Annotated in this window: 25 protein-coding genes, 1 pseudogene and 1 other annotated feature; of the genes and pseudogenes, 12 read left to right on the top strand and 14 right to left on the bottom strand. The window is 32.5% G+C overall.

Annotation, left to right across the window (positions count from 1 at the left end):
• The first annotated feature begins 30 nt into the window (after positions 1 to 30).
• From AC4NPH_RS23145 to AC4NPH_RS23155, 3 genes are read left to right on the top strand one after another with little or no spacing between them, the layout of a single operon-like run.
• The gene (locus AC4NPH_RS23145) at positions 31 to 1,914 is read left to right on the top strand and encodes a beta-glucoside-specific PTS transporter subunit IIABC (RefSeq protein ID WP_491938991.1); all 1,884 of its coding nucleotides are present in this window, start codon (positions 31 to 33) and stop codon (positions 1,912 to 1,914) included.
• 38 nt (positions 1,915 to 1,952) lie between these two features.
• On the top strand, positions 1,953 to 2,810 hold the full coding sequence (licT, locus tag AC4NPH_RS23150) for a BglG family transcription antiterminator LicT (protein ID WP_098597836.1): 858 nt from the start codon (positions 1,953 to 1,955) through the stop codon (positions 2,808 to 2,810).
• 3 nt (positions 2,811 to 2,813) lie between these two features.
• Positions 2,814 to 4,301, top strand: coding sequence for a glycoside hydrolase family 1 protein (locus AC4NPH_RS23155; protein WP_098597835.1), 1,488 nt, complete (start codon positions 2,814 to 2,816; stop codon positions 4,299 to 4,301).
• Between the two features lie 136 nt (positions 4,302 to 4,437).
• Here the strand turns inward: AC4NPH_RS23155 and AC4NPH_RS23160 are convergent.
• From AC4NPH_RS23160 to AC4NPH_RS23170, 3 genes and pseudogenes are all read right to left on the bottom strand, one after another.
• Positions 4,438 to 4,683, bottom strand: a pseudogene (locus AC4NPH_RS23160) (alcohol dehydrogenase catalytic domain-containing protein); the annotation flags it as partial.
• Positions 4,684 to 4,752: 69 nt separating this feature from the next.
• On the bottom strand, positions 4,753 to 6,216 hold the full coding sequence (locus AC4NPH_RS23165; RefSeq protein ID WP_491938992.1) for an aldehyde dehydrogenase family protein: 1,464 nt from the start codon (positions 6,214 to 6,216) through the stop codon (positions 4,753 to 4,755).
• Positions 6,217 to 6,542: 326 nt separating this feature from the next.
• Positions 6,543 to 7,418 (bottom strand): LysR family transcriptional regulator, encoded by an 876-nt coding sequence (locus tag AC4NPH_RS23170; RefSeq protein WP_098597833.1) that lies wholly within the window; start codon positions 7,416 to 7,418, stop codon positions 6,543 to 6,545.
• A gap of 140 nt (positions 7,419 to 7,558) precedes the next feature.
• Between AC4NPH_RS23170 and AC4NPH_RS23175 the strand changes: the two genes are divergently transcribed.
• The 4 genes from AC4NPH_RS23175 to AC4NPH_RS23190 all read left to right on the top strand — a co-directional run bounded on the left by AC4NPH_RS23175 (position 7,559) and on the right by AC4NPH_RS23190 (position 10,598).
• Complete coding sequence (locus AC4NPH_RS23175) at positions 7,559 to 8,140, top strand: non-oxidative hydroxyarylic acid decarboxylases subunit B (RefSeq protein ID WP_057274898.1); 582 nt, start codon at positions 7,559 to 7,561, stop codon at positions 8,138 to 8,140.
• Between the two features lie 172 nt (positions 8,141 to 8,312).
• The gene (locus tag AC4NPH_RS23180; protein ID WP_257205784.1) at positions 8,313 to 8,669 is read left to right on the top strand and encodes a hypothetical protein; all 357 of its coding nucleotides are present in this window, start codon (positions 8,313 to 8,315) and stop codon (positions 8,667 to 8,669) included.
• 277 nt (positions 8,670 to 8,946) lie between these two features.
• On the top strand, positions 8,947 to 10,374 hold the full coding sequence (locus tag AC4NPH_RS23185; RefSeq protein ID WP_098812507.1) for a non-oxidative hydroxyarylic acid decarboxylases subunit C: 1,428 nt from the start codon (positions 8,947 to 8,949) through the stop codon (positions 10,372 to 10,374).
• Positions 10,374 to 10,598 (top strand): non-oxidative hydroxyarylic acid decarboxylases subunit D, encoded by a 225-nt coding sequence (locus AC4NPH_RS23190; protein ID WP_060745084.1) that lies wholly within the window; start codon positions 10,374 to 10,376, stop codon positions 10,596 to 10,598. The genes AC4NPH_RS23185 and AC4NPH_RS23190 overlap by 1 nt, the downstream gene beginning before the upstream one ends.
• A 213-nt stretch (positions 10,599 to 10,811) precedes the next feature.
• On the opposite strand, the gene AC4NPH_RS23195 is transcribed toward AC4NPH_RS23190, so the two are convergent.
• Entirely contained in the window at positions 10,812 to 11,330 is a 519-nt protein-coding gene (locus tag AC4NPH_RS23195) for a hypothetical protein (RefSeq protein ID WP_098449914.1), read from the bottom strand.
• Between the two features lie 326 nt (positions 11,331 to 11,656).
• Between AC4NPH_RS23195 and AC4NPH_RS23200 the strand changes: the two genes are divergently transcribed.
• On the top strand, positions 11,657 to 11,929 hold the full coding sequence (locus AC4NPH_RS23200; protein WP_116327358.1) for a hypothetical protein: 273 nt from the start codon (positions 11,657 to 11,659) through the stop codon (positions 11,927 to 11,929).
• A gap of 93 nt (positions 11,930 to 12,022) precedes the next feature.
• Here AC4NPH_RS23200 and AC4NPH_RS23205 read toward each other — a convergent pair whose 3' ends face one another.
• From AC4NPH_RS23205 to AC4NPH_RS23220, 4 genes are all read right to left on the bottom strand, one after another.
• Entirely contained in the window at positions 12,023 to 12,199 is a 177-nt protein-coding gene (locus AC4NPH_RS23205) for a hypothetical protein (RefSeq protein ID WP_491938993.1), read from the bottom strand.
• Positions 12,200 to 12,350: 151 nt separating this feature from the next.
• Entirely contained in the window at positions 12,351 to 12,836 is a 486-nt protein-coding gene (locus tag AC4NPH_RS23210) for a YrvL family regulatory protein (protein WP_491938994.1), read from the bottom strand.
• A gap of 356 nt (positions 12,837 to 13,192) precedes the next feature.
• Entirely contained in the window at positions 13,193 to 13,630 is a 438-nt protein-coding gene (locus AC4NPH_RS23215; protein ID WP_098548171.1) for a GNAT family N-acetyltransferase, read from the bottom strand.
• 192 nt (positions 13,631 to 13,822) lie between these two features.
• Positions 13,823 to 14,290, bottom strand: coding sequence for a hypothetical protein (locus tag AC4NPH_RS23220; RefSeq protein ID WP_289524805.1), 468 nt, complete (start codon positions 14,288 to 14,290; stop codon positions 13,823 to 13,825).
• 254 nt (positions 14,291 to 14,544) lie between these two features.
• Positions 14,545 to 14,784, top strand: a binding site (T-box leader).
• 50 nt (positions 14,785 to 14,834) lie between these two features.
• Between AC4NPH_RS23220 and AC4NPH_RS23225 the strand changes: the two genes are divergently transcribed.
• Entirely contained in the window at positions 14,835 to 15,836 is a 1,002-nt protein-coding gene (locus tag AC4NPH_RS23225) for a tryptophan--tRNA ligase (RefSeq protein ID WP_491938995.1), read from the top strand.
• Between the two features lie 125 nt (positions 15,837 to 15,961).
• On the opposite strand, the gene AC4NPH_RS23230 is transcribed toward AC4NPH_RS23225, so the two are convergent.
• Positions 15,962 to 17,095 carry an aminotransferase class V-fold PLP-dependent enzyme gene (locus tag AC4NPH_RS23230; protein ID WP_197227354.1) on the bottom strand — a complete coding sequence of 378 codons (1,134 nt, stop codon included), beginning with the start codon at positions 17,093 to 17,095 and terminating at the stop codon, positions 15,962 to 15,964.
• 110 nt (positions 17,096 to 17,205) lie between these two features.
• Positions 17,206 to 17,871, bottom strand: coding sequence for a DUF2711 family protein (locus tag AC4NPH_RS23235; protein WP_279773959.1), 666 nt, complete (start codon positions 17,869 to 17,871; stop codon positions 17,206 to 17,208).
• A gap of 191 nt (positions 17,872 to 18,062) precedes the next feature.
• Between AC4NPH_RS23235 and AC4NPH_RS23240 the strand changes: the two genes are divergently transcribed.
• Positions 18,063 to 18,374 carry a hypothetical protein gene (locus AC4NPH_RS23240; protein ID WP_491938996.1) on the top strand — a complete coding sequence of 104 codons (312 nt, stop codon included), beginning with the start codon at positions 18,063 to 18,065 and terminating at the stop codon, positions 18,372 to 18,374.
• A 70-nt stretch (positions 18,375 to 18,444) separates the two neighbouring features.
• On the opposite strand, the gene AC4NPH_RS23245 is transcribed toward AC4NPH_RS23240, so the two are convergent.
• The 3 genes from AC4NPH_RS23245 to AC4NPH_RS23255 all read right to left on the bottom strand — a co-directional run bounded on the left by AC4NPH_RS23245 (position 18,445) and on the right by AC4NPH_RS23255 (position 22,468).
• Positions 18,445 to 18,606, bottom strand: a complete 162-nt coding sequence (locus tag AC4NPH_RS23245; protein WP_171843214.1) for a hypothetical protein — start codon at positions 18,604 to 18,606, stop codon at positions 18,445 to 18,447.
• Between the two features lie 500 nt (positions 18,607 to 19,106).
• Positions 19,107 to 21,722, bottom strand: coding sequence for an ABC transporter permease (locus tag AC4NPH_RS23250; RefSeq protein ID WP_491938997.1), 2,616 nt, complete (start codon positions 21,720 to 21,722; stop codon positions 19,107 to 19,109).
• On the bottom strand, positions 21,719 to 22,468 hold the full coding sequence (locus AC4NPH_RS23255; RefSeq protein ID WP_491938998.1) for an ABC transporter ATP-binding protein: 750 nt from the start codon (positions 22,466 to 22,468) through the stop codon (positions 21,719 to 21,721). Before AC4NPH_RS23255 ends, AC4NPH_RS23250 begins: the two co-directional genes overlap by 4 nt.
• A 153-nt stretch (positions 22,469 to 22,621) precedes the next feature.
• Here AC4NPH_RS23255 and AC4NPH_RS23260 point away from each other — a divergent pair, with 153 nt between their 5' ends.
• Together AC4NPH_RS23260 and AC4NPH_RS23265 are read left to right on the top strand one after the other, a co-directional pair.
• Complete coding sequence (locus tag AC4NPH_RS23260; RefSeq protein ID WP_491938999.1) at positions 22,622 to 23,323, top strand: response regulator transcription factor; 702 nt, start codon at positions 22,622 to 22,624, stop codon at positions 23,321 to 23,323.
• Entirely contained in the window at positions 23,316 to 24,737 is a 1,422-nt protein-coding gene (locus tag AC4NPH_RS23265; protein WP_491939000.1) for a sensor histidine kinase, read from the top strand. The genes AC4NPH_RS23260 and AC4NPH_RS23265 overlap by 8 nt, the downstream gene beginning before the upstream one ends.
• A 473-nt stretch (positions 24,738 to 25,210) precedes the next feature.
• Here AC4NPH_RS23265 and AC4NPH_RS23270 read toward each other — a convergent pair whose 3' ends face one another.
• Positions 25,211 to 25,618 carry a hypothetical protein gene (locus tag AC4NPH_RS23270; RefSeq protein WP_491939001.1) on the bottom strand — a complete coding sequence of 136 codons (408 nt, stop codon included), beginning with the start codon at positions 25,616 to 25,618 and terminating at the stop codon, positions 25,211 to 25,213.
• Positions 25,619 to 25,998: the final 380 nt, after the last annotated feature.

Here is a 25,998-nt window from a genome sequence, read left to right on the forward strand (position 1 = left end):
GTCTATTACTGGAAGAAGGTGGAGGTAGAAATGAATTATAAAACTTTAGCTCAGTCAATACTCAAACATGTTGGCGGAAAGGACAACGTCCAAGATGCTATTCATTGTATGACAAGATTAAGATTAACACTGAAAAATCCTTCTTTAGCAAATTCTGAAGAAATTAGTGATCTTGAAGGGGTTATCAAAGTAGCAAGTACATCAGGACAGTATCAAATTATAATTGGAAGTAATGTTGGATATGTCTACAAAGAGTTTGCTAAGCTTATTGACATCGTACTAAAATCAGATTCAAATGTTGAAACAATGAAAGATAATAGTTTAAAAGGGTATTTTAATCGGTTCGCAAACTTAATTACTGGTATATTTGCTCCAATTATTCCTGCTATTGCGGGGGCAGGGATGTTGAAGGCTCTCTTAGTTCTACTACCAATGCTCAACCTTATGAAAGAAGATAGTCAAACATATCTGTTATTAAAAATCATTTCGGACGCTGCTTTTTTCTTTTTGCCAATGTTATTGGCTTATACGAGTTCTCAAAAATTTAGTACAAATCCAATGGTTTCAATTACCTTAGCAGGAGTGCTATTGCACCCAAATCTAACGACACTATTTAATAGTGGAGAATCTGTATTATTCGCTGGAATACCAGTAAAAGCTGTTTCATACGGAGCTTCCGTTATTCCTATCATTCTTGTCGTTTGGCTTATGTCTTATGTAGAAAAACTCGCTGATAAGGTATCGCCGGGACCAGTGAAAATATTTTTAGCACCATTAATCACCATAGTTATTGTTGCTCCAATTGCATTAATAGTATTAGGACCTCTTGGAATGTACCTTGGGGCAGGATTAGCAGCAGGAGTGTTATGGATCCACCAAACAGCAGGTTGGGCAGCTGTCGCTCTTCTAGCAGTATTCTTACCATTTATTATTATGTTTGGGATGCAAAAGGTCTTCTATCCAGTTGTCATTGCTTCCTTGGCTTCACCAGGATACGATTCCCTTATTGGTGTAGCTATGCTTGTATCAAATATGGCACAAGGTGCAGGATCATTGGCAGTATCATTTAAAACAAAAGACCCTAAATTAAAACAAATTGCATTATCTGGTGGAATTTCAGCACTATTTGGTATAACTGAGCCTGCTTTATATGGAGTTCATTTAAAGCTTAAGAAAACTTTATTCGCTTGTATGATTGGGGCAGGAATATCAGGTATTATCGTGGGGATTGTAAAATTAAAAGCTTTTGTTATGGTTTCACCAGGAATTGCAACAATGCCTATTTTTATCGAAAAAGGAACATCAAACTTTACGTATGCTGTTATTGGGGCAATAATTTCTATAGTGATCACGTTTGCAATGGTGTACCTAATTGGTTTTGATGATGTAAATGTAAAAGACGATAAACAAAAAGATATGAATTTAGACGAGGGAAAAATACAAAGTACAGTGAATAGAAAAGTGATTTACTCACCAATCAAAGGAGACGTAATCCCTTTAAAACATGTACAAGACAAGGTGTTTTCAGAAGAGGTAATGGGAAAGGGAATGGCTATCAAACCTATTGAAGGTAAAGTAGTAGCTCCATTTGATGGAACGGTTGAAATGGTTTTCCATACAAAACATGCAATTGGTCTAAAATCTGCCCTTGGTGTAGAAGTTCTCATTCATATTGGAATTGATACGGTGAACTTAAATGGTCAATATTTTACTTCTCACGTACAAGGTGGGGACCATATAAAACAAGGCCAACTATTGATTGATTTTGATTTGAAAAACATTCAAAAAGCTGGTTATGATACAACAACTCCGGTTGTGATTACAAATTCAGCTGACTATCTGGAAATTCTTTCACAGGAAGAAAAGGTAGAGCGTGTTTCTGGTAAACAGCAGCCACTATTAACTATTTTATGAAGATAGATTTTTAATGTAATCAGGAAGGTGAGACTGTAATGAAAATTGTTAAAGTGCTGAATACCAGTGTGGTTCTGGCAAAAAGAGATGATGAAAAAGAAGTCATTGTTATGGGAAAAGGTATTGGCTTTAAAAATAGGCCTGGACATATTATTAATGAGGCAGAAGCAGAAAAAATATACGTGCCGGAAAATAAAAGTACATCGAATGATTTAGTAGAGATAATGAAAGAAACCCCAAAAGAATACTTGATCTTAACGGATGAAATTATCTCATACGCAAAAGTTCGGTTATCTAAGCACTTAAATGAGCATCTTTATATTTCTTTAACAGATCACCTTTTTATGGCTACAAAGCGCTTCAAAGAGAATTTGACTATACAAAATCGGCTCCTTTGGGAAGTGAAAAAATTTTATCCAGAAGAATTTAGTATTGGTTTGCATGCGCTAGATTTAATAGAAAGGCAAATCGGACTTCAATTACCTGAAGAAGAAGCAGCGAATATTGCTTTCCATCTAGTAAATGCACAGCAAAATGAAGATAATTCAAACCACATATTACTAATGACAAATACGGTTAAGGACATTCTAAACATTATTAAATTTCACTATAAGGTTGATATTCCTACGGATACTATCAATTTTTCTAGGTTTCTTACACACCTGCAATTTTTTGTAGAACGTTTACTTGATAATAAGATGTTAAGCACAGGTGATAATGATTTACTTGACCAAATTAACCGAAAGTACCCACAGGAAGTCAAGTGTGTTGAAAAAATTCAAAAATATATTCGTACCAATTTTGACTACACGATTTCTAACGACGAAAAAATGTATTTAATTATTCACATTAATAGAGTTGTATCGAGAACTAACGAAAAACCAATAGGGGGATAAAGCATGTCTAACAATATTAGAAAGTTTCCAGAAGGTTTCTTATGGGGAGGAGCAATAGCAGCAAACCAAGCAGAAGGAGCATGGAATGTTGATGGAAAGGGTTTATCAACTGCTGATGTTGCTGTTTTCAAAAAAGGAGTCAGTAAATCAGATTACAAAAAGCATAATAAAGTAGATGAAGAACAAATACAAAACGCGATGAGTTCAAAGAGCACTGAGGAATACCCAAAGCGCAGAGGAATTGACTTTTATAATCGTTATCGTGAAGACATGGAACTTTTTAAAGAAATGGGATTAAAAACATTACGTGTATCCATTGCTTGGACTCGTATTTTTCCTAATGGTGATGAAGAACAACCCAACGAGGCGGGCTTAGAATTTTACGACCGTTTATTCGATGAAATGCATAAAAATGGTATAGAGCCATTAGTTACCTTATCTCATTATGAAATGCCACTATACTTAGTTAATAAATATGGGGGCTGGTCGAATCGAATTGTAGCTGATTACTTTGTGAAATTTAGTAAAGTTGTTTTTACTAGATATAAAGAAAAGGTGCAATATTGGCTTACTTTTAATGAGATTGATAGTATTGTCCGTCATCCATTTACAAGTGGTGGAATTGTATCCGAACGCTTTGAGAATGTAGAACAGACGGTATATCAAGCGTTACATCATCAATTTATTGCTAGTGCTTTAGCCGTAAAATATTGTCACGAAATCATTCCAGGCTCACAAATAGGTTGTATGTTGACCAAGCTAATGACGTATCCATATTCTTGTAATCCTAAAGACGTCCTTAAAGCTTCTAAAAACAATCAGTACAATCATTTCTTTACAGATGTTCAAGTACGTGGTGAATATCCACGTTTTATCAGTCGTTTATTCAAAGAGAAGAAAGTTAAGATCGATAAGCAAGAGGGCGACGATGAATTACTAAAGGTACACACTGTGGATTTTATCTCTTTTAGTTATTACAACTCACTTGTAGCTACTGAAAACAGTGAAGGAATGGAAACAGTTAGTGGAAATACAATAGGAGGTGTAAAAAACCCTTATCTAGAAGTCAGTGAATGGGGTTGGCAGATTGACCCAATTGGGTTGCGTATTGCTTTAAATGATTTATATGATCGATATCAGATACCACTATTTATTGTTGAAAATGGGCTCGGAGCTTATGATAAGATTGACGAAAATGGTGATATTCAAGATGATTACCGTATAAATTATCATGAGCAACACTTAGAACAAATGCTAGAAGCCATTGAAGATGGAGTGGAGTTAATGGGTTACACAAGCTGGGGAATCATTGATTTAATTAGCTATTCATCATCTGAGATGGAAAAAAGATATGGTTTTATTTACGTAGACCAAGATAACGATGGAAATGGAACACTAAATAGAATCCCAAAGAAAAGTTTTTATTGGTACAAAGATGTGATTAAGAAAAATGGAATAATATATAAAGAAAAAGAACAGTTAGTTCGCTAAGTAAAGAGGAAGTGGAGAATCTCCACTTCCTCTTTATGTTTTTCTCATTTATCTTTGCAAAACCTTTTAGCAAAAGTAGTGAAAAAGTTCATATTTGTTTTCAGTGAGAGTAAATGATAAAAGATTTATTTTTATAAACATGATCACCTTTTTTCAAAGTTGTAACACTTTGACCCACACTTTCAATAATTCCTGATCCTTCGTGACCTAGTACAGCTGGAAGGGGTGCAAGGGCTGCATCACGAGCAACTGCATCTGTATGGCATACACCTGTAGCCACAATCTTCACTAATACCTCATTTTCTTTTGGAGTAGCTAGATTCACATGTTCAATCTTAAAATTCTCTCCTTGCTTATGTGTTACAGCTGCCTTGATTTTCATAGAAAAACTATACTCCTTATTCAAAATATTTAAAGTGAAAGACAAAGATTCTTGATTCTTTTATTATATTTAAAACGGATAATTTCTTGGATTGTTCTGTATAGATATCCATTTGGTATTTGTAAACTCCTCAAGCGCCCAACGTCCTCCATATCGTCCTAAACCAGAAGATTTTATTCCTCCAAAAGGTACCATGCTTTCATCATTTACACTTTGATCATTTACATGAGCCATGCCACTTTCAATCTGCCTTGCTATTTTACGACCTTTCTCAATGTCTTTTGTGAAAATTCCAGCGCTTAGACCATAAGCTGTATCATTTGCAAATTTAATCACTTCTTCTTCATTATCAAAAGGAATAATAGTAGCGATTGGACCGAATATCTCACTTTGAGCAATCTTCATATCATTTGATACATCGGCAAAGACAAATGGAGTAACTACATTTCCCTCTATAGTTCCTTCTAGAACTGGAGTAGCTCCTTCTTGTTTAGCTATTTGAACCAAATCCCCTACCTTGTGAACTTGCTTTTCATTAATGAGTGGACCAATAATAACAGAAGGATCTTCAGGATTTCCAAAAGGTAATTTAGACACTCTTTCTACAAATCTCTCAACAAATTCTTTGTAAAGGCTACGATGAACTAACATTCGATTAATAATCATGCAAACTTGTCCTTGGTGAAGGAACTTTCCAAATACAGCTGCATTTACTGCTTCTTCAATATTAGCGTCTTCCAAGACAATAAAAGGATTATTACCACCCAATTCTAAAGCGACTTTCTTTAAATTTTGACCGGCAATCGACCCAATGTGTTTTCCTACTCCAGTAGAACCTGTAAAAGAGATTATTTTTGGAATTGGATGTTCAATAAAAGAATCTCCAATTTCCTTAATATCTGTAACAATTAAATTGAATACACCAGCTGGCAATCCTGCTTCTTCAAACATTTTGGCAATAATTGTGCCACCAGAAATAGCTGTTTGTAAATCGGGTTTATGTACAACCGTATTGCCCATCGCTATAGCAGGTACAATAGAGCGCATCGATAAATGAAGTGGGAAATTAAATGAACTAATTACCCCTACTACACCAACAGGGTCTCTATAAACCAAATTTTCTTTATGTTTGGTTTGGGAAGGCAACTCTATAGTTTCCTCCATTTTGCTTGGATAATTGAATGACTCTTTCAATATATTTAAAGCAGCTTCAAACTCAATAGTTGCTTTAATAAAAGAGCTGCCTGCTTCTTTAACCAAGATATTAATAATTTCTTCTTTATTTCTTTCTAAATAAGTAGCTGCTTTCTTTAAAATAGTCACTTTCTCAGTTGAAGGAACTTTTAACCATGATTTTTGAGCTTCTTTCGCAATTTCGTACGCTTCATTTACATCTACTTCATTTGCTAATGTTACTTCAGCTAGTACCTCATTATTAAAGGGATTATGAATGGTACCTTTCTTTTTAGACGAACCAACTTCCCAACTACCTCCAATAAATTGATTAACTGGTTTAATTAATATGTTGTTCATGTGATATACCCCATTTTCTTTTAGAATAAAAAAGCATGACATTACTATTTTATTTCTCATTTTTTATACAAGCTAATACTTGTTTTATATAAATTTAATACTTAATAGGTATAATATTAAAACAACATATGATCCAGCAAACCTTGGAGTGTATTGTGAAATGTAGGGTTTTATTTCTCGTGGCTACTCTTATAAGAGGGTTTTATGATAGGTGTAGTTTATAAAAGGCAAAGTATATATATACTTTGCCTTTTATGCTAAGGTTTTATAATTTAAAAACATTTTAAGATGTGAATGATATGTTTGATAAAAAATCAGATTGAAAACTAACGGTTAAAAAATTGTAAAAATTCTCTTGTAGAAGCTGATAAGTAGCTATTCGCCCTCCACACTAAGGCAGGTTCTGATATCCATGGACTATCTTGAATTGAAAGGATTTTAAACTCTTTGGTTAATTTTTGGTTTACCATAGATAATGGTAATATCGTTGCTCCGAATCCCATTTCTACCAGATTTAACAACATAGCAGAATCATGACACTCGCATAGGATATTTGGAGTTAAATTCAACTCCTGGAACGCGTTAATAATTTGATCAAATAACCCAGCTCCTTCTGTAGGACGTAATAGTAACAGAGGAATCTCAGAAATCTTATGGATACTTATAATTTCTTCATTTATTTTGTAATCATTAGGTACAACTAATACACATGGGTCAACCTCCAACTTTTTCATCTCGATATCTTTTTGAGAAAGAGGTCCGCCTGTAATAGCAATATCAATCTGACGATTCTTCAATAAGTTCATCAAATGAGTAGAGTCGCCTTCCCAAATGTTAAATTTGATATGTGAGTATTTCCGCCGAAATTCCTTCAAATTAGAAAGTAAAATAGGAGCACAATAAATCGTGGATCCCACTGAGAGTGTTCCACTTATTTCCTCACTGAATTCTTTAACTTCTAGTATTGCTTCTTCCATTCCATGTAATAATTTTTTTGCTTTTTTCAGAAACAATTCTCCTTGAGCAGTTAGGGTTACTTTTTTCTTTTTATTTCTATCAAATAAGACAACACCTAATTCATCTTCCATCATTTTTAATTGTCGACTAAGTGGTGGTTGTGCCATATGTAGATGTTCTGCTGCTTTAGAAATAGTTCCTTGTTCTGCAATAGCTATAAAATAGCGTAACTGCTTAATGTCCATGGTTATCCTCCAGAAATAATTATACCTTTAAGGTATTATATATAAACAATATAGATATTATCAATATAATACACTGAAGAGTATAATCATTTCTAGAGGTAACATTAGACTAACGATAATAGAAAAAAGGAGAAATACAAATGAAAATAATCATAGGAATGTCGGGAGCAACGGGGGCTATTTTTGGTATTCGCCTTTTAGAACTTCTTAAAGAGACGGAAATAGAAACTCATTTAGTGATGTCCTCATGGGCAGCTGCAACAATTCAAGTAGAAACCCCTTATACAGCGAAGGAAGTAGAAGAATTAGCCGACTACACATATTCTTATAAAGATTTAGGAGCCAAAATTTCTAGTGGATCTTTCCAAGTGGATGGCATGATTGTCGCTCCTTGTAGTATGAAAACATTAGCTTCTATTCGTATGGGATTAGCAGATAACCTTGTGACACGTGCAGCTGATGTAATTTTAAAAGAACGGAAAAAGCTGTTATTGTTGACACGGGAGACACCTCTTAATGATATTCACCTTGAAAATATGTTGGCGTTATCACGTATGGGAACAATGATTTTCCCTCCGATGCCTGCTTTTTATAATCATCCTGAAAATATTGATGATTTAATTAACCACATTATATACAGAGCACTAGATCAGTTCGACATTCATCTACCAGAAGCAAAAAGATGGGAGGGCATAAAAAAGGGAAAAATAAAAAAATCTTAAATTATTATATGGGAAAGGTTAGTCGTTGAACAAAGAGACTAACCTTTTTTATCTGTATATAAATATGTCCATTAAATAATTAACTAAAGAGAAGGATAATTTATATGCTCATATACTAGAATGTAAGCTTTTTTTAAAATAAGAGACAAACAAATTTGGGAGGATAAAAGATATGCTAGAGTCAGATTCTCAAAAATGGGATGAAGCTAAGTATGTTATTACGATAAATTCTAATAAAATTCATTTGCCGGATTCTGAATTCTTTAAATGGTGTCAATCCCTTTATGGCATTAACAAAGGAATTTATAACACTATTGACTTATGGTTTTATGAATCTAATAAACGAGATATATTATCTAGAAGGCGTTGTATTGTTGAATTTTTGACCTTTATCGCTAGCTGTAAAATGAATCGAAATCAGCATCATTCTCTTCGATTTGGACATGGAGGCCTTGTCAAAAAGCTTGAAGAGTTTTTTGACAAACAAGAGTATCAGGAGAATTTAAGGAAAAGAAATCATAATGATTAAAGAAGGCAGCTTTTATAAGTTGCCTTTTTTATTAAATTCCTAATAAGAGAAGTATAAAAAAGACTCTAACAATTTTATACTGTTTTCTTTCTTCAATTACCTTTATAAAACAAGAAAGTGTATTTCTCATTAAACTGTAGCATCTAATATTATACCTTTAAGGTATATAATAAATACATAATAGATATTTCCAATATTAAAAATAGGAGAGTATACTCGTAGTTGTAAGGCAAACAAGCAAATTAAATTAGATAATGCAACGTAGGAGGAATACTTAATGGCTTACAGAGATTTAAGAGAATTTTTAGATTTACTTGAATCAGAGAATCAATTAGTCCGTATTAAAAAAGAGGTTATGCCTGAACCAGATTTAAGTGCGATTGGAAGATCTGCTCCAGACATGGAGAATGCACCCGCAGTTCTTGTGGAAAAAATAAAAGGGTATAAAACACCAGTTGTTTTAAATGTTCATGGGTCATGGCAGAATCATGCTTTAATGCTTAATATGCCAAAGGACACACCAGTTAAAGACCAATTTTTCGAGTTAGAAAAAATTTGGGATAGATATCCTATTAAACCTGTTTGGGTTGATAAAAAAGATGCGCCGGTTAAGGAAGTTGTAATCGAAGACGATATCAATTTATTTGATGTTCTACCATTATTCCGCATTAATGAATTTGACGCTGGATTCTATCTCTCAAAAGCTTTAATTGTAAGTAAAGATCCAAATAAACCAGAGAGTTATGAAGAACAAAATGCTGGTACGTATCGTATTCAAGTTAAAGGTAAAGATAAAGTAGGTATTCAACCACTTCCATTCCACGATATTGCAGTTCATCTGAAACATGCTGAAGAAAAAAATGAACCACTACCAATTGCTATTTGCTTAGGTAACGATCCTGTATTAAGTTTTATGGCTAGTACGCCAATTGAATATGCTCAATCTGAATATGATTTTGCTGGAGCTCTAAAAGGTGAGCCGATTGAATTAACAAAGAGTGAAAACGGTAATTTAGATATCCCATCACGCAGTGAAATCGTATTAGAAGGTTACATCATGCCTCGTGAAAGAGAAATTGAAGGACCGTTTGGTGAGTTTCCAGGTAGTTATTCAGGTGCTCGCTTACAACCCATTGTTAAAATCACTAAAATTACTCATCGTCAAAATCCTATCTTTGAAAATTTATACTTAGGAATGCCATGGACTGAAATTGACTACTTAATGGCATTAAATACAAGCCTACCATTATACAAACAATTAAAACGTGATTTCCCAGAAGTTGAAGCTGTAAATGCAATGTATACACATGGTATTGGAACCATTGTTTCGACGAAATCTCGTTTTGGTGGATATGGAAAGGGAGTTGCTATGAGATTATTATCTACTCCTCATGGAATGCCTTATACAAAGATTGTAATCATCGTAGACGAATTTGTTGATCCATTTAACTTAGAACAAGTTATGTGGGCTTTAACAACACGAGTTCGTCCAGATAAAGATGTTTTCAAAGTTCCATATGCACCTGGTATGCCACTAGATCCGTCTTCTGAGCCTGCTGGTATGCATACAAAATTAATTATTGATGCTACAACTCCAGTTGCACCTGACTTTGCTCGAGATACCGAATTACTAGCTGTTCCAGAAAAAGCAGAGGAATGGTCAAAAATTCTTCGCGATTTAGTTAAAGAAGGAGGAAATAAATAATGAAATGTCCTAGATGTGAATCTGAAAAAGTAAATCTCTTAACAAAAGCTCCAGTGGATGACGCTTGGGAAGTATATATTTGTGAGACTTGCACCTTGTCATGGAGAAATACAGAAGGTCCTAATATAACTGACCCAGAAAAATATGATAAACGTTTTAAGCTAAATCCTGCTGAATTCAAAGAATTGGATCAAATTCCTCCAATTCCTGAGTTAAAAAAATAATCATTGAAAAAGATCCCTATTCACAAATTAAATAGGGATCTTTTTCAGTCTATCGGAGAGTCTAAAAGGCATGCGTATTAATGGATATGCCTTTTAAGATTTTTTATTTTTATTAATCCTAATTTATTATAGTTAAGTTTACATAAAACACGTTCTCGGTAGAAGCATGATAAAAAGTCCTAAAAAAGGACTTTACATACTAATTACACTCTGTTAGAAATTACACCAATATACAGTATCCATTGATGATGAGATATCCTTTACCTCATGAAATTCAATTAACATATCTTTCAACCTACTCCCAGTACGTGAGTTACTATCAACATTGTAAAATTGATAAACGTTTACTTGGTATATTCCATTTTGAATCGAAATACGATAATTTGAACAATTTTGGTCAGGAACCTTTCTATGATTAAATTGAGCAGCCATTGTTAAACAGTCATAATCCACTAAATACAATTCTTTATTGGTTACACGTATATAGCCTTGTGCTTGTCGATAACTACCCTTTACTTTGTTCTCTTGGTTTACAGTAACCTTAACTTTCCAAGAATGTTCTATTCCATTTACAGACATTTGAAATACCATAATATTCGCATTCTTTGTTTCTTCTCCAAAATGTTTTAGTAGTTGGTTAAGCGACCAATCCTCATCTACAAATGACATATATGTATCTGCATTGGCGATACCGATAAAAGTTGTATCTCCAGATTTCATTTTATATTTCATACTTTATCTTTCCCTTCTCCATTAAAACCCTCTTTTATTAGCCGTTATTCTTAGCAAATAAGCCTTTTATTTTCTATTTTTGCAATTGCAGGTACTGTTTGTAAAGTATTCTACCAATAATTCATTCTATTACTTTTATGATTTTGATTTGAAGAAGAGTAGTTGTAGAAAAAGCATGATTCTTGGTGATTTTCTCTGTTTTAGAATACATATCGTATACAAAATTAGTTAACATAATCAGCGTTATAGGAATCCTGATAAAATATAAATAATAGCTAAATAAAGTTATAATAGATTATAAGTATAAAATAAGGTGAGATGTATTGATGATGGACTTTATATCTGATCTCCTTTCAGGTGGATTAGGATTCAGCACGGATGTTTTAGATACAAGGAAAATTGACAGTAATATTACGTTACTAAGACAGCAAGAATGGTTTAAAAAGATTTACGAGAATAACCAATACTATTTACTACTTATTGGAAATAGAGAAGTCAGAGCTTACTTACAAAGTAATTTTCGTGTTAAAAGAATAATCCGTAATGAGAAAGCACAAGCAAAGTTCTTACTGCTCTTAAATAAAAAGTTGAAGATATGATTACTAAGGCATAAAAAGCAGAACATCAAATGTGATGTTCTGCTTTTTATAAATTTAATTTATAATGCTATAAAAATATTAACGTTCATTTTCCTACATCGTTCGATAAGGCATAAACGTTCCGCCAAAAAAATAACTCCATACAATGAGAAGTACAGCAAATAAAATGAACAAGAACCAACCTCTGGAATATGCGTTTAATTCTTGTTTGTTTTGTATCTTTTCTCTGTATTTTCGTTGGACATCATGATGTTTCGATATATTTTTCATTAACATTCCTCCCTTGAATATGGAACAAACAATTGGAGCCAGTGTTATGAAATATAAAACATACTATACATTACCTTTTTTCCTTATAACTATATTTATGAAAGGTGTTTTTTTAGGTTGAAGTAGTCTTTGCACCAGAACCTCAAAGACTTCAAGGAGCCAGTGAGCTCTTATTACGTTCTTCTTTGCTATTTATATCCATTACTACTTCTAACAAAAAGAGGAGAAACACAGCTATAAGCTCAGTTATAGATGGAATATTAATGCTTCTAATTAATTCATCAGCAGTATGTATAGCAAACCAAGAAAAGCTACAATCAATGACCAGTCTCACCAGGAATTTTCTTTTAGAATTTCTAATTTGTTGAGAAAATGTATTAATAAGAAATATTGATAATAAATCAACTATAAATCCAATAATAAAAAATAGTAAGAGGAATATTAATAGAGATAGAAATGAATCGTATTGTACCCCAAATATTTTAAATAAACCAATGAATCCAAACACAAATGCTCCTAGCATTAATGAAATAGCAATAATAATAATTAAAGTTATAAAAATAACAGTAAATGATTTAGCAAAAAAATTAGATATATTGTGAGAGGGTCCAGTTTTCTTTGCTTTCAAGGTAAACATTCACACCCCTTGCTGTTAATTTTTCTTTAATGTATTTATCCTAGCCAATTGTGCGTATAGGCTAGGATTCCTAAGATGGCTCCAATTCCAGCTCCAAATAAAGTAGCCCCTACTAGTTTTAATTTATTATTATTATAAGTCATAAAAAACCTCCTTTTATCCAATTATATACAAAAATGGTTTTTAGTAAATGAATCTCTTTAAACGATATAATTAATATGTACATACACCCTTAGTTACCATAAAACCAATTATCGGTACTCAATAATATTGAAAAACAAATAAGCCATATAGAAATATGGCCTATCTGTAACCAATTCTTTATTTATCCAGGTAGCTATTTATAAGAATGTGTCTCATATCGGTTTACGGAAAGAATAGCACCATTTATTATAATCAAGTTTTTCCTCATAAAATCTGTGTGCATTGGTTCGTTGAATTCCTGACTCTAGGGCAACAAATTCAGCTCCATTTGCCTTAGCCCATTTTTCTATATGGCTTAATAGTTTATAACCATAACCTTTGGAACGGTGTTCTTCACCTGTTACTAGATCATATACAAAGACATATTTTTTATTATAAAAGTTTACTTGTAAGCCCACTCCCGTTAATGCCACAATTCTGTTTTCATTATATAGAGCAAAAAGCTTGTATCCATTTTGTTTCATCTGTTTTAGAAGTTCTAAATAACCTTCTTCTGTTAAATCTGTACGTAATTGCTTTAATATCGGGAATGCTTCTAAATATTGATCATGGTCAATTAACTCTATAATTTTTTCTGTTGAAGCTATCATAGGTTATCCCCCTCATTACCTAAACTATAATTTTTTAAGTACATATATATAGCTTAAAGTATTGCTGATACCTAGGGTAGGGTCAGATTTAATATAATTTATACTGTCACTTTCTAGTTACCATAATCAAAATTATCGGCAATCGTTTTTCCTTTTAACTCTTTAGATCTTGATATAGATCTAATTCTTTGATTAAAAGCTTATAAAAAATGGATAGCTAAATTCTTTTCTACTTTGAACAATGAATTGAATGGGAGTTTCTTTATTTCTTTTGTTACTCAGGTTTTCTCCTGTTGCGTTTTCACCTTCATACCATATCTTCCCTTTACTGCTCTTTTCAATTGTCTCATCGCCGTCAAAGTATAGCTCAAATCGATTCTTATGATAATAATTGAATATTTCTTTTTGGCTTAGTTCAGATGATAGCTTCATGTATGCAGCAACAGTTGGACGCCCCCCACTTCCCCAAGGTCCTCCACCGTATAAAACTCCATGATTAAAATCTTTTTCAATTACCTTTGTTTTTTGGGGTAACGGATAATCGAAAAAATGATATGCATATCGTTTAGCGTATCTATGTTCTTGACCAAATATATAATAAGACAAGGAACTAATGCCTATTAAAACAAGACAAATAGATAATAATTTAAATTTATTCATATACTCCCTCTTAACTTATATTTTCTTACAAACCAATTGTCATTTTAACATAAATACCATAAATGTCCTTTTACAGCATGAATATCATATACAAAACAAGTTTCCATAATCGTTATTATAGGAAGATATTCAATATTTAAGTTAAAAACATACCATGTAATTCTATTTTTAAGTCTCTAAGATCAAGATTCTCACTTCTGTCTTATCTAAAATAATTGCTTTTTTACCAAATTGAGGTAAAATAATAGTAATATAAAAAGGCAATGAAAAAGAGGAGTACATATCTAGAGCATTATAGAGAGCTAATGGTTGGTGAAAATTAGTATGTGAGGATATGGAATGGACTTTGGAGCTTCGAACTGAAACATAAAGATTAGGATTCGACAGATTTCCTTCTGTTATCAAGGAAGCATATTCATTTTAGCTTGAATGTGTATAAGTGAGTTACAGATGTAACTAAATAAGGTGGTACCACGGGGTTTCTCGTCCTTTTATGGATGAGAAACCCCTTTTTTATTTCTAGTATAAATTTGGAGGAGATTATATGAATAAGCCTATTGTATTAACCGGAATTAAACCTACAGGTCATCCCCATCTTGGGAACTACATTGGTGCTATTAAACCGGCTTTAGAAATGGCGAAAAACCCCAATTATCAGAGCATGTACTTTATTGCTGATTATCATGCTTTAAATACAGTTCAAAATGCTAAACAATTAAGGTCATATACTTATGAGATAGCAGCTACATGGTTAGCTCTTGGTTTAAATCCTGAGAAAGTTATATTTTATCGCCAATCAGACGTTCCAGAAATTACAGAGCTCAATTGGATTTTATCTTCCATAACTCCTAAAGGTCTAATGAATAGGGCTCATGCATACAAAGCAAAAATAGACAAAAACACAGAAGAAGGATTAGATATAGATGCCGGTGTGAACATGGGATTATATACATATCCTATTTTAATGGCTGCTGATATTCTGATGTTTCAGTCAGATTTTGTTCCAGTCGGAAAAGATCAAATACAACATGTAGAAATTGCACGTGATATGGCATCTAGCTTTAATCATACATATTCAGAAACTTTCACACTTCCTCAATATGTAGTAACAGAAGAAACAGCTACTATACCTGGACTAGATGGGAGGAAGATGAGTAAAAGTTATGGAAATGTTATTCCTTTATTCGAAAGCCCTGAGAAGTTAAAAAAATTAATCTTTAAAATGAAAACAGATTCTTCTCTCCCAACTGAACCAAAAGATTCAAAACAATCATCTTTATTTATTTTATATAAAGAATTTGCTGAAGAAAGTGAAATCTTATATTTAAAACGACGATATGAGGAAGGAATAGGATGGGGAGAAGTCAAACAACAAGTATTTAATACTCTAAATAGAGAATTAGAAGGTCCTCGTGCAGAATATCATAATTATATAAATCAACCAAAACTTTTACAGGAAATTTTAGATGTGGGAGGAGAGAGAGCGAGAAAGAAGGCTCAAGAAAATTTACAGATTATTAAGCAGCGTATTGGTCTTACATTCTAAACAAAAAACTCTCACTGTATTAATTATATGATTTAATACAGTGAGAATTTCTGTATACTACATACAATCTTAGTTCACATAATGTAAGTTATCGGAAATGAAAACTATCTGCTTAGATACTTTACTTATTTTGCAAACTTACTTAATTCCGTGATGGCGTAGGCTACTTCTTCTTTTGTGTTGTAAAAATGAGGAGCTATTCGTATGACATTGTTTCTGGCAGAAACGAGAATGTTTTTTTCTTTTAACCTCTGCTCAATTTCAGAAGCATTAGCCATGTGAAAAGAAGTAATACCTGAAGTGATTTCCGTATCGAATGGGAGGTTAATCTGTAAGCCATTCTGCACTCCAAACTCTTTTGCAAACCTAGATAGCTCTTTCAAATAGAAATGAATAGGAGAGACTCCAACATCAAGCAACAACTTAAGTGCCGCGTGTGCAGCATACACACTAATAAAAGAAGGTGTGCCTGTTTCAAAACGACGAGAGCCAGCAGCATAGGTAGAGTGAAAGATATCAAATTTTGTCTCACTTTCTTGGCCAAACCAACCTGTATGTCTAGGCTTTACTTGTTCAGCGAGCTCTTTCTTCATATAAAGAAACGCTACACCTGGTATCCCCAACATGTATTTGCGTGTGACAGTAGCGAGCATGTCGATATTCATCTCTTTCACATCAATTGGGATATGACCTGCTGATTGAGACGCATCCACAAATAGAAGAGATCCTTTCTTATGAACAATATCGGCAATGCCTTTAAGGTTTTGCACAATTCCGTTCTCGTAAGAAGCATGGCTCATACACGTAAGTAATGTACGCTCTGTGACGTCTTTTTCATATTGTTTTAAAGGGATACCCCCATCCAATGAGCGCATGAGCGATACAGTAGCTCCATACTTTTCTTGCGCATACCAGACATGGCCGACAGTAGGGAAATCCATATCCGTTACGATAATTTCATTTTTACTAGGATGGTAGGATAGACTAGTCGCTACGGCCGAAAGAGCATCAGAAACAGAAGGTAAGATGGCAATTTCATCGGGTTCAGCGTTTATAAGTTCAGCGAATTTTTCTCTGGTCGCTTCCAGTTTCAATGTAGCTTGTTTCCAGTTAGTACCTAATGATAATAACTCATTGTGATAGTCTTCAATTGCTTGTGAAACAGGCTGAGCAATGGCGCCTTGAGAGCAACTAGCTACATGTACATACTCTGATAAAACGGGAAACAACGAACGATACGAACTAAAAGAGTTGTTCATCTCTCTCCTCCTTTTTCCTTAAAATTACATTTTAACATATTAGAAAGATAAAAAAGTGAATGAATACCATATACAAAGTTAGTTAACACAAAACCCCTTATCGGTACCTATTAAATAAACGAATTAAGGTGTGTTTCTTTATCACATATTAAAGCTTCAAGGTTTAGAGACTTAATTGTATCCTCAATATTTGTATCTTTAGCTAAAAGCAATGTTATAAACGAATCATAGATCCCCATAAATGCAAAATCCATATTTTCATCTGTGATAATTGACTCGTTAGGAGATAAGTTAGCTATTTCTAAAGATGACATATCATTGACTTTAAATGAACCGTTTGTGTCGTGAATAGGTTCAGAAAAATATAAAGTATTTGCCCCTTTTGAACAGAGGATCTCTACTAAACTATTTAGTATAAACAACGATGTACGATCTTCTTCGGGGTAATAAAAATCTGGATTAGAATTAACATAAGGAGCTAATTTTTTATATTCATCACTAGACACACCAGTAAGGTGTTGCAACGCTTTGAATAGTTCCTTGTAGGATTTTAAATTACATTTGGCCATTACTTCTTTCCATGATATTGGTTCTCCAAGTTTAAGCATTTCCTCATCACTAGGATATATATGCTGATAAGGATTTTCTCTCTTTGATTTATCCCAACCAAAGGGCATTTGAATAAAAGGGTGGAATAGAATAGCAGCAGAATTAAAGTCGTTAGGTAATTGGGACAAAATAGGTAAATCTCCATCGATCCATATATAATCCAACAAAACGAGACATCTCCTTTGAATATACTTAGTTACGTACATTTTATATACAGAGAACAGTAATTTCTAGTCAACATAATCAATTTTATAGGAAGAAATCTAACAACGAACGATTACGAGTTTAATTAGAATAATGTATTAGTGGTATATCAACAGATATAATATAATGAAATAAAAAGGGAGAAATATCCAAGATGAAAAAACGCTTGTTAAATTGGAGCATTATCATTGGAATTACTACTATTTTGGCTATTGGTATACCACGAATAATAAGTAATGAAGCAGAGGGTTTGAGTTCGCTAAAAGAAGAAAAAAAGGTAGAACAACTTGAAGGAGATTTCCGAAAATGGTCACTTAGACCACTGGACAAATTTATGGTGCAGAGCTACCAAGCTAAATCGAATGGACATCAGTGGAACACAGTAGAGGAAAAATCAATTGAAAATTATCGCGTTACATATTACACCTTTTTTGGCATACGTTACATGGAAGTAGAAGTTAGTTAAATCTAATAAATATATATAAACATAAAGATAAGAAGCCTTGGGAACAAGTAGTTCCCAAGGCTTCTTATCTTTATGTTGCCCCTAAAACTGCAACTATTGTAATTGATAAAACAGTGCTCAATAGCAAAGAGATGATCCAGTCTTTTTTATCTGTCATTTTCAAAAGTATATTTAAGGTTGAACTAATCGCAAGCAGAAAAAGAAAAACGAATAAAGTCATAATAAATTCCATTTCCTCATCTCCTTTTTTCCTTATAATTACATTTTATCACATTAGAAAGATAGAAAAGTGAATGAATACAATATTCATTGCTAGTTTACATAAACACTCTTTCCGGTACACATCAAAAAGAGAACCCCTATTGGGAAAAGGGTTCTCGATGGAGCCTTGTTTCTCCTTTATGCAGCTTTTTATACATCGTTGATATAACGGGGTTTCCCTGGATAAGTGGATAAGGATTTGATGTATAAAAAGTGCACGTTTTATACATATGCAATAGAATAAAAATACTTTACTTTATTATCCAAATTATTTATAATTTACAAGTCGATTAGTAAGTTAATCACCACTTACTGAAAAAACTATCTCATTCCATGAGATAGCTTTTTACTTTTATTTTTCACAGCATCCTTTCGATGACTTCAAAGGCAAGTAGTGAAATCATATAAAGCCCACATCTATTATTAAATCTAATAAGACACAAACCAGCTAATTATAACTGGTTTATATTATTAATCAGATAATTCCTTAAGGATATCTCTTTTCGATAAGTACATTGCTGGAATTAAGGTTGCAACTAATCCTGGTATAGGAGTAGTAATCAAACAAATTATTATCATTTTCCAAGGGAGAGTAATGCTATTATGATCAAGTGACAACAATAGTTGATTTAATAGTACAGATCCGAAGAGAGCTCCTAGGATTCCACCACCTAATGTGACCAGGGCTCCCTCTACTAACGTCAAACAAACTATATTTTTAGTTTGACTTCCTAAAGCGCGTATTGTAGCAAATTCTCGCGAACGTTCTTGAAGACTACTCGCCATACCATTCATTAGACCTATCATAGCTAACAAACAAATTAATACAACACATGATAATAAAATAGCAACCCTTTGATTAAATTGGTTATATAATGTCTGTAATTCAGTTTGACGGTCATATAATATAACTTTAGACGAAGGCTGATTTCCGATTAGGGTTTCAACTTTATTTTCTATGTCACTTTGGGATTTTTTATCGAGTATTTTATAATAGACTTCATTTATACTATCCATATTGAAATGTTTTTTCATAAATTCAGGTGAAGTATAGATGCCTATATCAGGACCTTCTTGCATAGGATAATCTTTTATAATACCAACTACTTTTAGGCTGAGTATTTGGTCTTTAGATTTTCCATCTTTGTAATCAAGTTTATCTTCTTTAAAATTCAATTCCTTATCATGGATAACTTTAATGTAGTCCCCCAATCTATAGCCTAACACTTTAGAACCATAATTTGTTATGATTACTCCACCTTGGTTTAATTGATTTACGTTTATGTTTCCTTTAGTGACTTTTAAGGATAAACTGCGCTTTACCTTATTAAAGTCTACACCTTGTAGACCTGTCATGACTTCTCTTTTTTTATTTATATTGTACAACATCAGCTTTGAATTCTTTTTGATATTAGATTCATCAAAGTTTTGAGTAAATACTGTAATATCTTTATAAACGGGGACTGATTTTACCCCCGGAATGCTGTCTACTTGCTTATAAAAAGTTAACGGTAATCCAGGTTTGTCATACTCTGAATTAGAGTCAATTACATGACTTAGAGGGTATTTCGTTAAAATGGATTTCTCCGTTGTATCTCTCACTGTAGTCAAAACACTTATTCCAACAATACTTATGATAACACCTAGCATGATTACACCTGCTATTTGTACGCTTCTTCGTAACTGTCTAATTGTATTACGACTTGCTAATAAACTATATTGTTTTAAAAAAGGTTTGATTATAAAAGATAATATTTTAACAGTACACCTTAACAAGAAAGAAATACCAAAAAATATAGATATGATTAATATGGCAGCCGAAAGTATATAGATCTTAGGATCATGGATTTTTACATAATTAAAAAAGCTTAGAGCAATAGATAAGAAAACTAAACAAACGCTAATAAAAGGTAAAGCAACCCTTGTTTTATGTTCTGTGTCAATGGATTGTCTGTATGCCTGCATAGGAGATAATTTGCCGGCTAAAGTTGCAGGGATTGTACTTGCTACTATTGTTATACAAGTACCTAATAACACGCTATACATAATTGAGGGCCATCCAATATAAATATTTTCTACTGGTATTCCACTCACTTTTGTTATTACATCCTTTAGAACAAAAGAGATTCCTATGCCAAAAATAACACCTAGTAAAGCAGATAAAATTGCAATAATTACTGACTCAGAAATCACTAACCATGCTATTTGTATCTTCTTTGCCCCTAATAACCTTAGAGTAGCTAATTCCTTTTTCTTTTCTTGAATCGACATTTGCAACGTGCTAATTAACAAAAGAGCACTTCCAATCAATACAGCTATATTTAACCCTTGAACGACAGGTTTTAGTCCTCCTAATTGCTCTCGCTCTTTATCCATTTTAATTTGTCCATCAATAAAAAATTTAGGGTCAATCTCTTTTAATTGATTTATTACTTGTCCTTTTGCATGCCAGTCATTTAATTTGATCATTAATGTTGTAACATGATTGTCTTGAGAAGTAGCTTTAGCTAACCAATCATATTGAAATAAAACAACTGAGTGAAGGTATTCACTTTTCTTCATAATTCCTGAGACACGTACGTTTTTCTTATCATTTGGTGGAAATGGAAAAGCTAATGTAGAGCCAAGTTTTAAATTCTTTGCTTTAGCCCAGCTATATGGAATAACTACTTCAGATTTTCCAGGTAGATGACCCGAAGATAGCTTGGTGAATTCATGCTCTTTTGATAAAGAATCACTTTTCAACCCCACATACATCGGCTGAATTTCCATCTCTTTTTTATAAGGATTATCTTTACCTATATATGGATAAAGAAATGGGCTGGTTTGTTGAATATTTTCAAGCTTATTAATTTTATCTACATCACTATTATTTAAAAATAAACTAGATTTTTGATAACCCACTATTAAGTCATAATTACCGTATTTCTCCTTAACTATATTTTCATTTGATTTTTCTAACGTACTCATTAGTATATTAGAAGATATAAGTAACATGAAGCCGATCGAAATCCCTATAATTGATAAGATAGTTCTGCTTTTTCGTGATTTAAGAAAACTTTTTGCTAAAGAAAAAATTAAACTCATAATGAAATACCTTCCACTCTTTCAGTTATTTTAGTAACTTTTTCTTTAGCAGATAAATTTTTATTCTTTAATATTAATTCGTCTTGAATTACTCCATCCTGTAAAAAAATCACTCTATGTGCATATGAGGCTACATTTGCATCATGGGTAACCATTACGAGGGAATGATTTAAGTTATCACAAAAATGTCTCAATATATTTAAGATTTCTTTTCCCGTTTTAGAGTCTAAACTTCCAGTTGGTTCATCAGCCAATATAATTTTAGGTTCTGTCACTAATGCTCGTGCTATTGCAACGCGTTGTTGCTGGCCACCAGACATTTGAGAAGGGTATGAATCTTTTAATTGACTAATTCCTAAAAGTTTTAAAGTTTCTTTTCCTTTTGTTTCTGCTTTTCTTTTCCCTGCTAGATCAATAGGTAAAGTAACATTTTCTATAGCTGTAAGAACGGGTATTAAATTAAAAAATTGAAAAATAAACCCTATATTATCTCTTCTTATAGTTGTTAAAGCAGAATCTTTTAATTGATTTATTCTTTGACCATCCAAAATTACTTCCCCTTTAGTGGGTTTATCTAGACCAGACATCATATTTAACAGAGTAGATTTTCCAGAACCACTAGTCCCCATAATCGCTAAAAATTCGCCTTCTTTTACTGTCACACTTACATCTCTTAATGCGTAAAATTGATTAGAGTCTTCACCGTATATTTTAGTGATATTTTCAACACTTAATATGGTTTTCATATTTAATAACCCCCTTATAGGGTTTATGTTAAGGGGAAAATCTAAAAATATTATTCAATAAATATCAAAAAAGTATCAAATTTAACAAAAATAAACATCAGAAGAATTTATTGTTATAATTAAGTGTATTTTAATTAATGGGGAGAACTTATTATGAATAAAAACGTTTTAATTGTAGATGACGAGGTAGAAATAGCTGAATTATTGGAGGATTTTCTAAGTATTGAAGGTTATAAAGTCTATAAAGCTGCAAATGGAAAAAGGGCAAAGGAAATTCTTTCTGAAATAGAGATTCACTTTATATTGTTGGATATCATGATGCCAGAAGAGTCAGGTTTTGCTCTCTGTAAAAGCTTAAGAAAATCGTATAGTATGCCAATCATTTTCCTCAGTGCTTTACAAAACGATACGGATAAAATTAGAGGATTAAACATTGGAGCAGATGATTACATTGTAAAAGATGCTACTCCAGGGGAAATCGTAGCAAGAATCAAGGCAATTGAAAGAAGACTAACTAATTTTAATAATCCATTGAAAAATAAAACAAACGAAGTTATACGGTTTAAAAGTCTAGAATTGAATACACTGACACGATCTTTATTTATACGGGATGAAGAAGTTACCCTAACAGCGAAAGAATTCGATCTTATCAAGCTTTTTTTGACTAACCCTAATCAAGTTTTTACATATGACCAAATTATTGAGAAAATCTGGGGATATAACCAAGGAGATTTTCATAGTGTGAGAGTCTATATTGGTAAACTAAGAGATAAAATTGAGGAAAAAACAAAGGATTTTAAAATTTCTACAGTGTGGGGAGTAGGTTATAAAGCAGAAGGAGTTTCAGGTGACTAATTTTCAACTATCTATAAAGAAATGGTCCTTAATCTTTTTGATTTTATTTTTAGTCATTCCTTTGTTTATTACGAGATTAACCGTTCATCTGTATGAAGATTTTTACTCTCCTTATAAGAATGTGGAATTAGATAACTTGGATGCATGGATGAAGAAGTATGTCTTAGATGATGTGGAACATTGGAACAACTTATCATGGCAGAGGTCAATTAATGAAAAAACTAGTACATTAGGAATTAAAATAAGGCTAATAGATCGAAGGCAACAACAAATATTTTCTAACATTAACAACTCTAATAAGTACGAGTTAAACTCAGATATTTCCAATAATAAGGTGGAATTGTCAAGTTTCTTAGAAGAATATAAGGTTTATTCTCATGGCAAGCTACTAGGCGTAGCCTACGTACAAGATAATCGTACTTTTGAGATGAAACATACCCCTAATAGATGGATATCTTACATAATTAATGAATGGGGAGGAGCGTTCATTTGGTTATCTATCTTTGTTTTAATTTTAATTATTAGTGTAAGGTTTATTAAAAGAAAAATACTTTTTCCATTGAAGGAATTCAGGAAAGCTACTGACTCAGTAAGTAAACAAAACTTTAATTTTAATGTACCCCATACTCCAGTCAAGGAAATAAATCAACTTTCTGAGGCTATAGTATTTATGCAGGAAACATTAAAAGAGTCCCTAGATAAGCAGAATGAAATGGAAAAGGAAAGAAAAATTTTTATATCCTCTATCATACATGATTTACGGACTCCTCTTTTTTCTATTCGCGGGTGCTTGGAAGGAATAAAAAAAGGAGTGGCCAATACACCGGAAAAAATTAATAAATATGTTGATATTAGTTATAAGAAAGCAACTATTTTAAATGAACTGATTAATGATTTACATACTTTTACTACTGTTAATTATATTGAACCTACACCTAAATTTAAAGAAATCAATATAATTAATACAGTTGATATAACGATTAAAGGGTTCTATCCAGCAGCTGTAACGAAAGAGATAAGCTTACAATCTAATTATAATGATGAAGAGGTTATCATTATAAATGGAGATCAGTATCTCTTATCTAGAGCCTTAGAAAACATAATAGGAAATGCTATAAGGTATACTCCTAATCGAGGAGAAGTAAGTGTCACGGTTACACCTTTAAACGGAGAATATTGCAAAATAATTATAAAAGATAACGGTATTGGCATCTTACCTAGTGAGATTCCTCATATATTTACGCCTTTATATCGTGGAGAGAAATCCAGAAATAGAAAAACAGGAGGATCTGGATTGGGGTTGTCTATAGCTAAACAAATTATAGATCAACATAGAGGAGTTATTAAAGTTTATAGCAATGATGGGAGAGGAACTACTTTTGAGATTGTCCTACCTATTGAGACTACATCTTAGCGATGTGGTCTTTTTAGTTTACTAATAATTAGTGTTAAATGGTGTTGTCCTTCTGAGAACTGATTTTAGTCCATAAAATACAACGATACAATTCGTAAAAGTATACTTTTGTAGTTAACATAAGACATGTTCTAGGCACCAAAAAAGCTTTTAAGAATTGTATTTCTTAAAAGCCTTTTTGATTGAAGTATCATCTAGTAAAGAACATATTTAAAATCCTTTTCAAAAACTGTTCGTAGAATTTAAACACTATACTAAATTTTGAACTCTGCTTTTCGTTTGGATTCATTATATTCCTACTTCCTGCGTGGATCTTTCCATAATTATACCAACATTATTTTAATTAATAACAATAATTTGGATATATATGATCTACAGATTTAGTTACCATAGCGTTCTTCTTTTAAATTTAATCCATATTTAGAAACAAAATTAAGATCTTACCGTCAAGATTGTTGCTGTTAGAAATAATTTTATAAGAACTTTACTTTATGAAGCAAATGTTCGTTTTCAGTCCACTCAATAACGAGTTGTTCATAACCCAATAGGGCAGTATCTGGTTTGTTAATTTGACCTTCAAGCCATTGTTTAATAGTTAATAGTATTTGATTATTAAAATCATCGGAAGCACAGTTTGGATAATCAGCAATTGAAAGAGGATAAAGCGAAAAAAGAACAGTTCTATCTCTGGAATAAGAAATTGAAGAAACTACGTTACCAAAGATATTTGGCTTGTTAGGACACCTACTATCAAATTCGAATTTTCTTACCAAACCAAATGAAACATCCATTTCTATGTTGAAAAAGACTAATTTAAGTTGTCTTTTATTAGTCGAGTATTTCTCATTCTTGTTTAAATTACGGAAATGTGTAAATTTCATTTATTTCCCTCCTTCATACACCCTTATTATACAAATTTTTCATTCATGACTGAAATCACCCAAATCCTTTGATAAAATGTAATGATAAGGAAGGAGAAGAAGTAAATGGACACTAATCAACTACCGACAAGAAGTGAAAGACATAAAACTAAAGAGAACTCATCTCAGCTTAGTGTTGCATTTGTATTAGGTACATGTTGGATACTCTTTACCCTGACTCCTGAGTCATGGAGGGCACCCTGGGCCTATATTGTTATTGGCATAATTGCTATCTATTTATCAAGTAAATTAGACAAATTCAAATGCTCCCGAACAGTAAAATGGACAATTGCTATTTTGGTTTATGTCATCGGGTTCATCTTGTATGTTTTATAAGAACA

Source organism: Priestia sp. MDV22-iso46 (assembly GCF_058629175.1).

What these genes read in the sequence shown, in the direction of transcription:
- AC4NPH_RS23185 (WP_098812507.1), top strand. Translation starts at nt 8,947, where the DNA reads ATGGCTTACAGAGATTTAAGAGAATTTTTAGATTTACTTGAATCAGAG.
- AC4NPH_RS23180 (WP_257205784.1), top strand. Translation starts at nt 8,313, where the DNA reads ATGCTAGAGTCAGATTCTCAAAAATGGGATGAAGCTAAGTATGTTATT.
- AC4NPH_RS23230 (WP_197227354.1), bottom strand. Translation starts at nt 17,095, where the DNA reads ATGAACAACTCTTTTAGTTCGTATCGTTCGTTGTTTCCCGTTTTATCA.
- AC4NPH_RS23245 (WP_171843214.1), bottom strand. Translation starts at nt 18,606, where the DNA reads ATGGAATTTATTATGACTTTATTCGTTTTTCTTTTTCTGCTTGCGATT.
- AC4NPH_RS23195 (WP_098449914.1), bottom strand. Translation starts at nt 11,330, where the DNA reads ATGAAATATAAAATGAAATCTGGAGATACAACTTTTATCGGTATCGCC.
- AC4NPH_RS23205 (WP_491938993.1), bottom strand. Translation starts at nt 12,199, where the DNA reads ATGAAAAATATATCGAAACATCATGATGTCCAACGAAAATACAGAGAA.
- AC4NPH_RS23260 (WP_491938999.1), top strand. Translation starts at nt 22,622, where the DNA reads ATGAATAAAAACGTTTTAATTGTAGATGACGAGGTAGAAATAGCTGAA.
- AC4NPH_RS23270 (WP_491939001.1), bottom strand. Translation starts at nt 25,618, where the DNA reads ATGAAATTTACACATTTCCGTAATTTAAACAAGAATGAGAAATACTCG.
- AC4NPH_RS23215 (WP_098548171.1), bottom strand. Translation starts at nt 13,630, where the DNA reads ATGATAGCTTCAACAGAAAAAATTATAGAGTTAATTGACCATGATCAA.
- AC4NPH_RS23155 (WP_098597835.1), top strand. Translation starts at nt 2,814, where the DNA reads ATGTCTAACAATATTAGAAAGTTTCCAGAAGGTTTCTTATGGGGAGGA.
- AC4NPH_RS23145 (WP_491938991.1), top strand. Translation starts at nt 31, where the DNA reads ATGAATTATAAAACTTTAGCTCAGTCAATACTCAAACATGTTGGCGGA.
- AC4NPH_RS23210 (WP_491938994.1), bottom strand. Translation starts at nt 12,836, where the DNA reads ATGTTTACCTTGAAAGCAAAGAAAACTGGACCCTCTCACAATATATCT.
- licT (WP_098597836.1), top strand. Translation starts at nt 1,953, where the DNA reads ATGAAAATTGTTAAAGTGCTGAATACCAGTGTGGTTCTGGCAAAAAGA.
- AC4NPH_RS23170 (WP_098597833.1), bottom strand. Translation starts at nt 7,418, where the DNA reads ATGGACATTAAGCAGTTACGCTATTTTATAGCTATTGCAGAACAAGGA.
- AC4NPH_RS23175 (WP_057274898.1), top strand. Translation starts at nt 7,559, where the DNA reads ATGAAAATAATCATAGGAATGTCGGGAGCAACGGGGGCTATTTTTGGT.
- AC4NPH_RS23200 (WP_116327358.1), top strand. Translation starts at nt 11,657, where the DNA reads ATGATGGACTTTATATCTGATCTCCTTTCAGGTGGATTAGGATTCAGC.
- AC4NPH_RS23240 (WP_491938996.1), top strand. Translation starts at nt 18,063, where the DNA reads ATGAAAAAACGCTTGTTAAATTGGAGCATTATCATTGGAATTACTACT.
- AC4NPH_RS23225 (WP_491938995.1), top strand. Translation starts at nt 14,835, where the DNA reads ATGAATAAGCCTATTGTATTAACCGGAATTAAACCTACAGGTCATCCC.
- AC4NPH_RS23255 (WP_491938998.1), bottom strand. Translation starts at nt 22,468, where the DNA reads ATGAAAACCATATTAAGTGTTGAAAATATCACTAAAATATACGGTGAA.
- AC4NPH_RS23220 (WP_289524805.1), bottom strand. Translation starts at nt 14,290, where the DNA reads ATGAATAAATTTAAATTATTATCTATTTGTCTTGTTTTAATAGGCATT.
- AC4NPH_RS23165 (WP_491938992.1), bottom strand. Translation starts at nt 6,216, where the DNA reads ATGAACAACATATTAATTAAACCAGTTAATCAATTTATTGGAGGTAGT.
- AC4NPH_RS23190 (WP_060745084.1), top strand. Translation starts at nt 10,374, where the DNA reads ATGAAATGTCCTAGATGTGAATCTGAAAAAGTAAATCTCTTAACAAAA.
- AC4NPH_RS23250 (WP_491938997.1), bottom strand. Translation starts at nt 21,722, where the DNA reads ATGAGTTTAATTTTTTCTTTAGCAAAAAGTTTTCTTAAATCACGAAAA.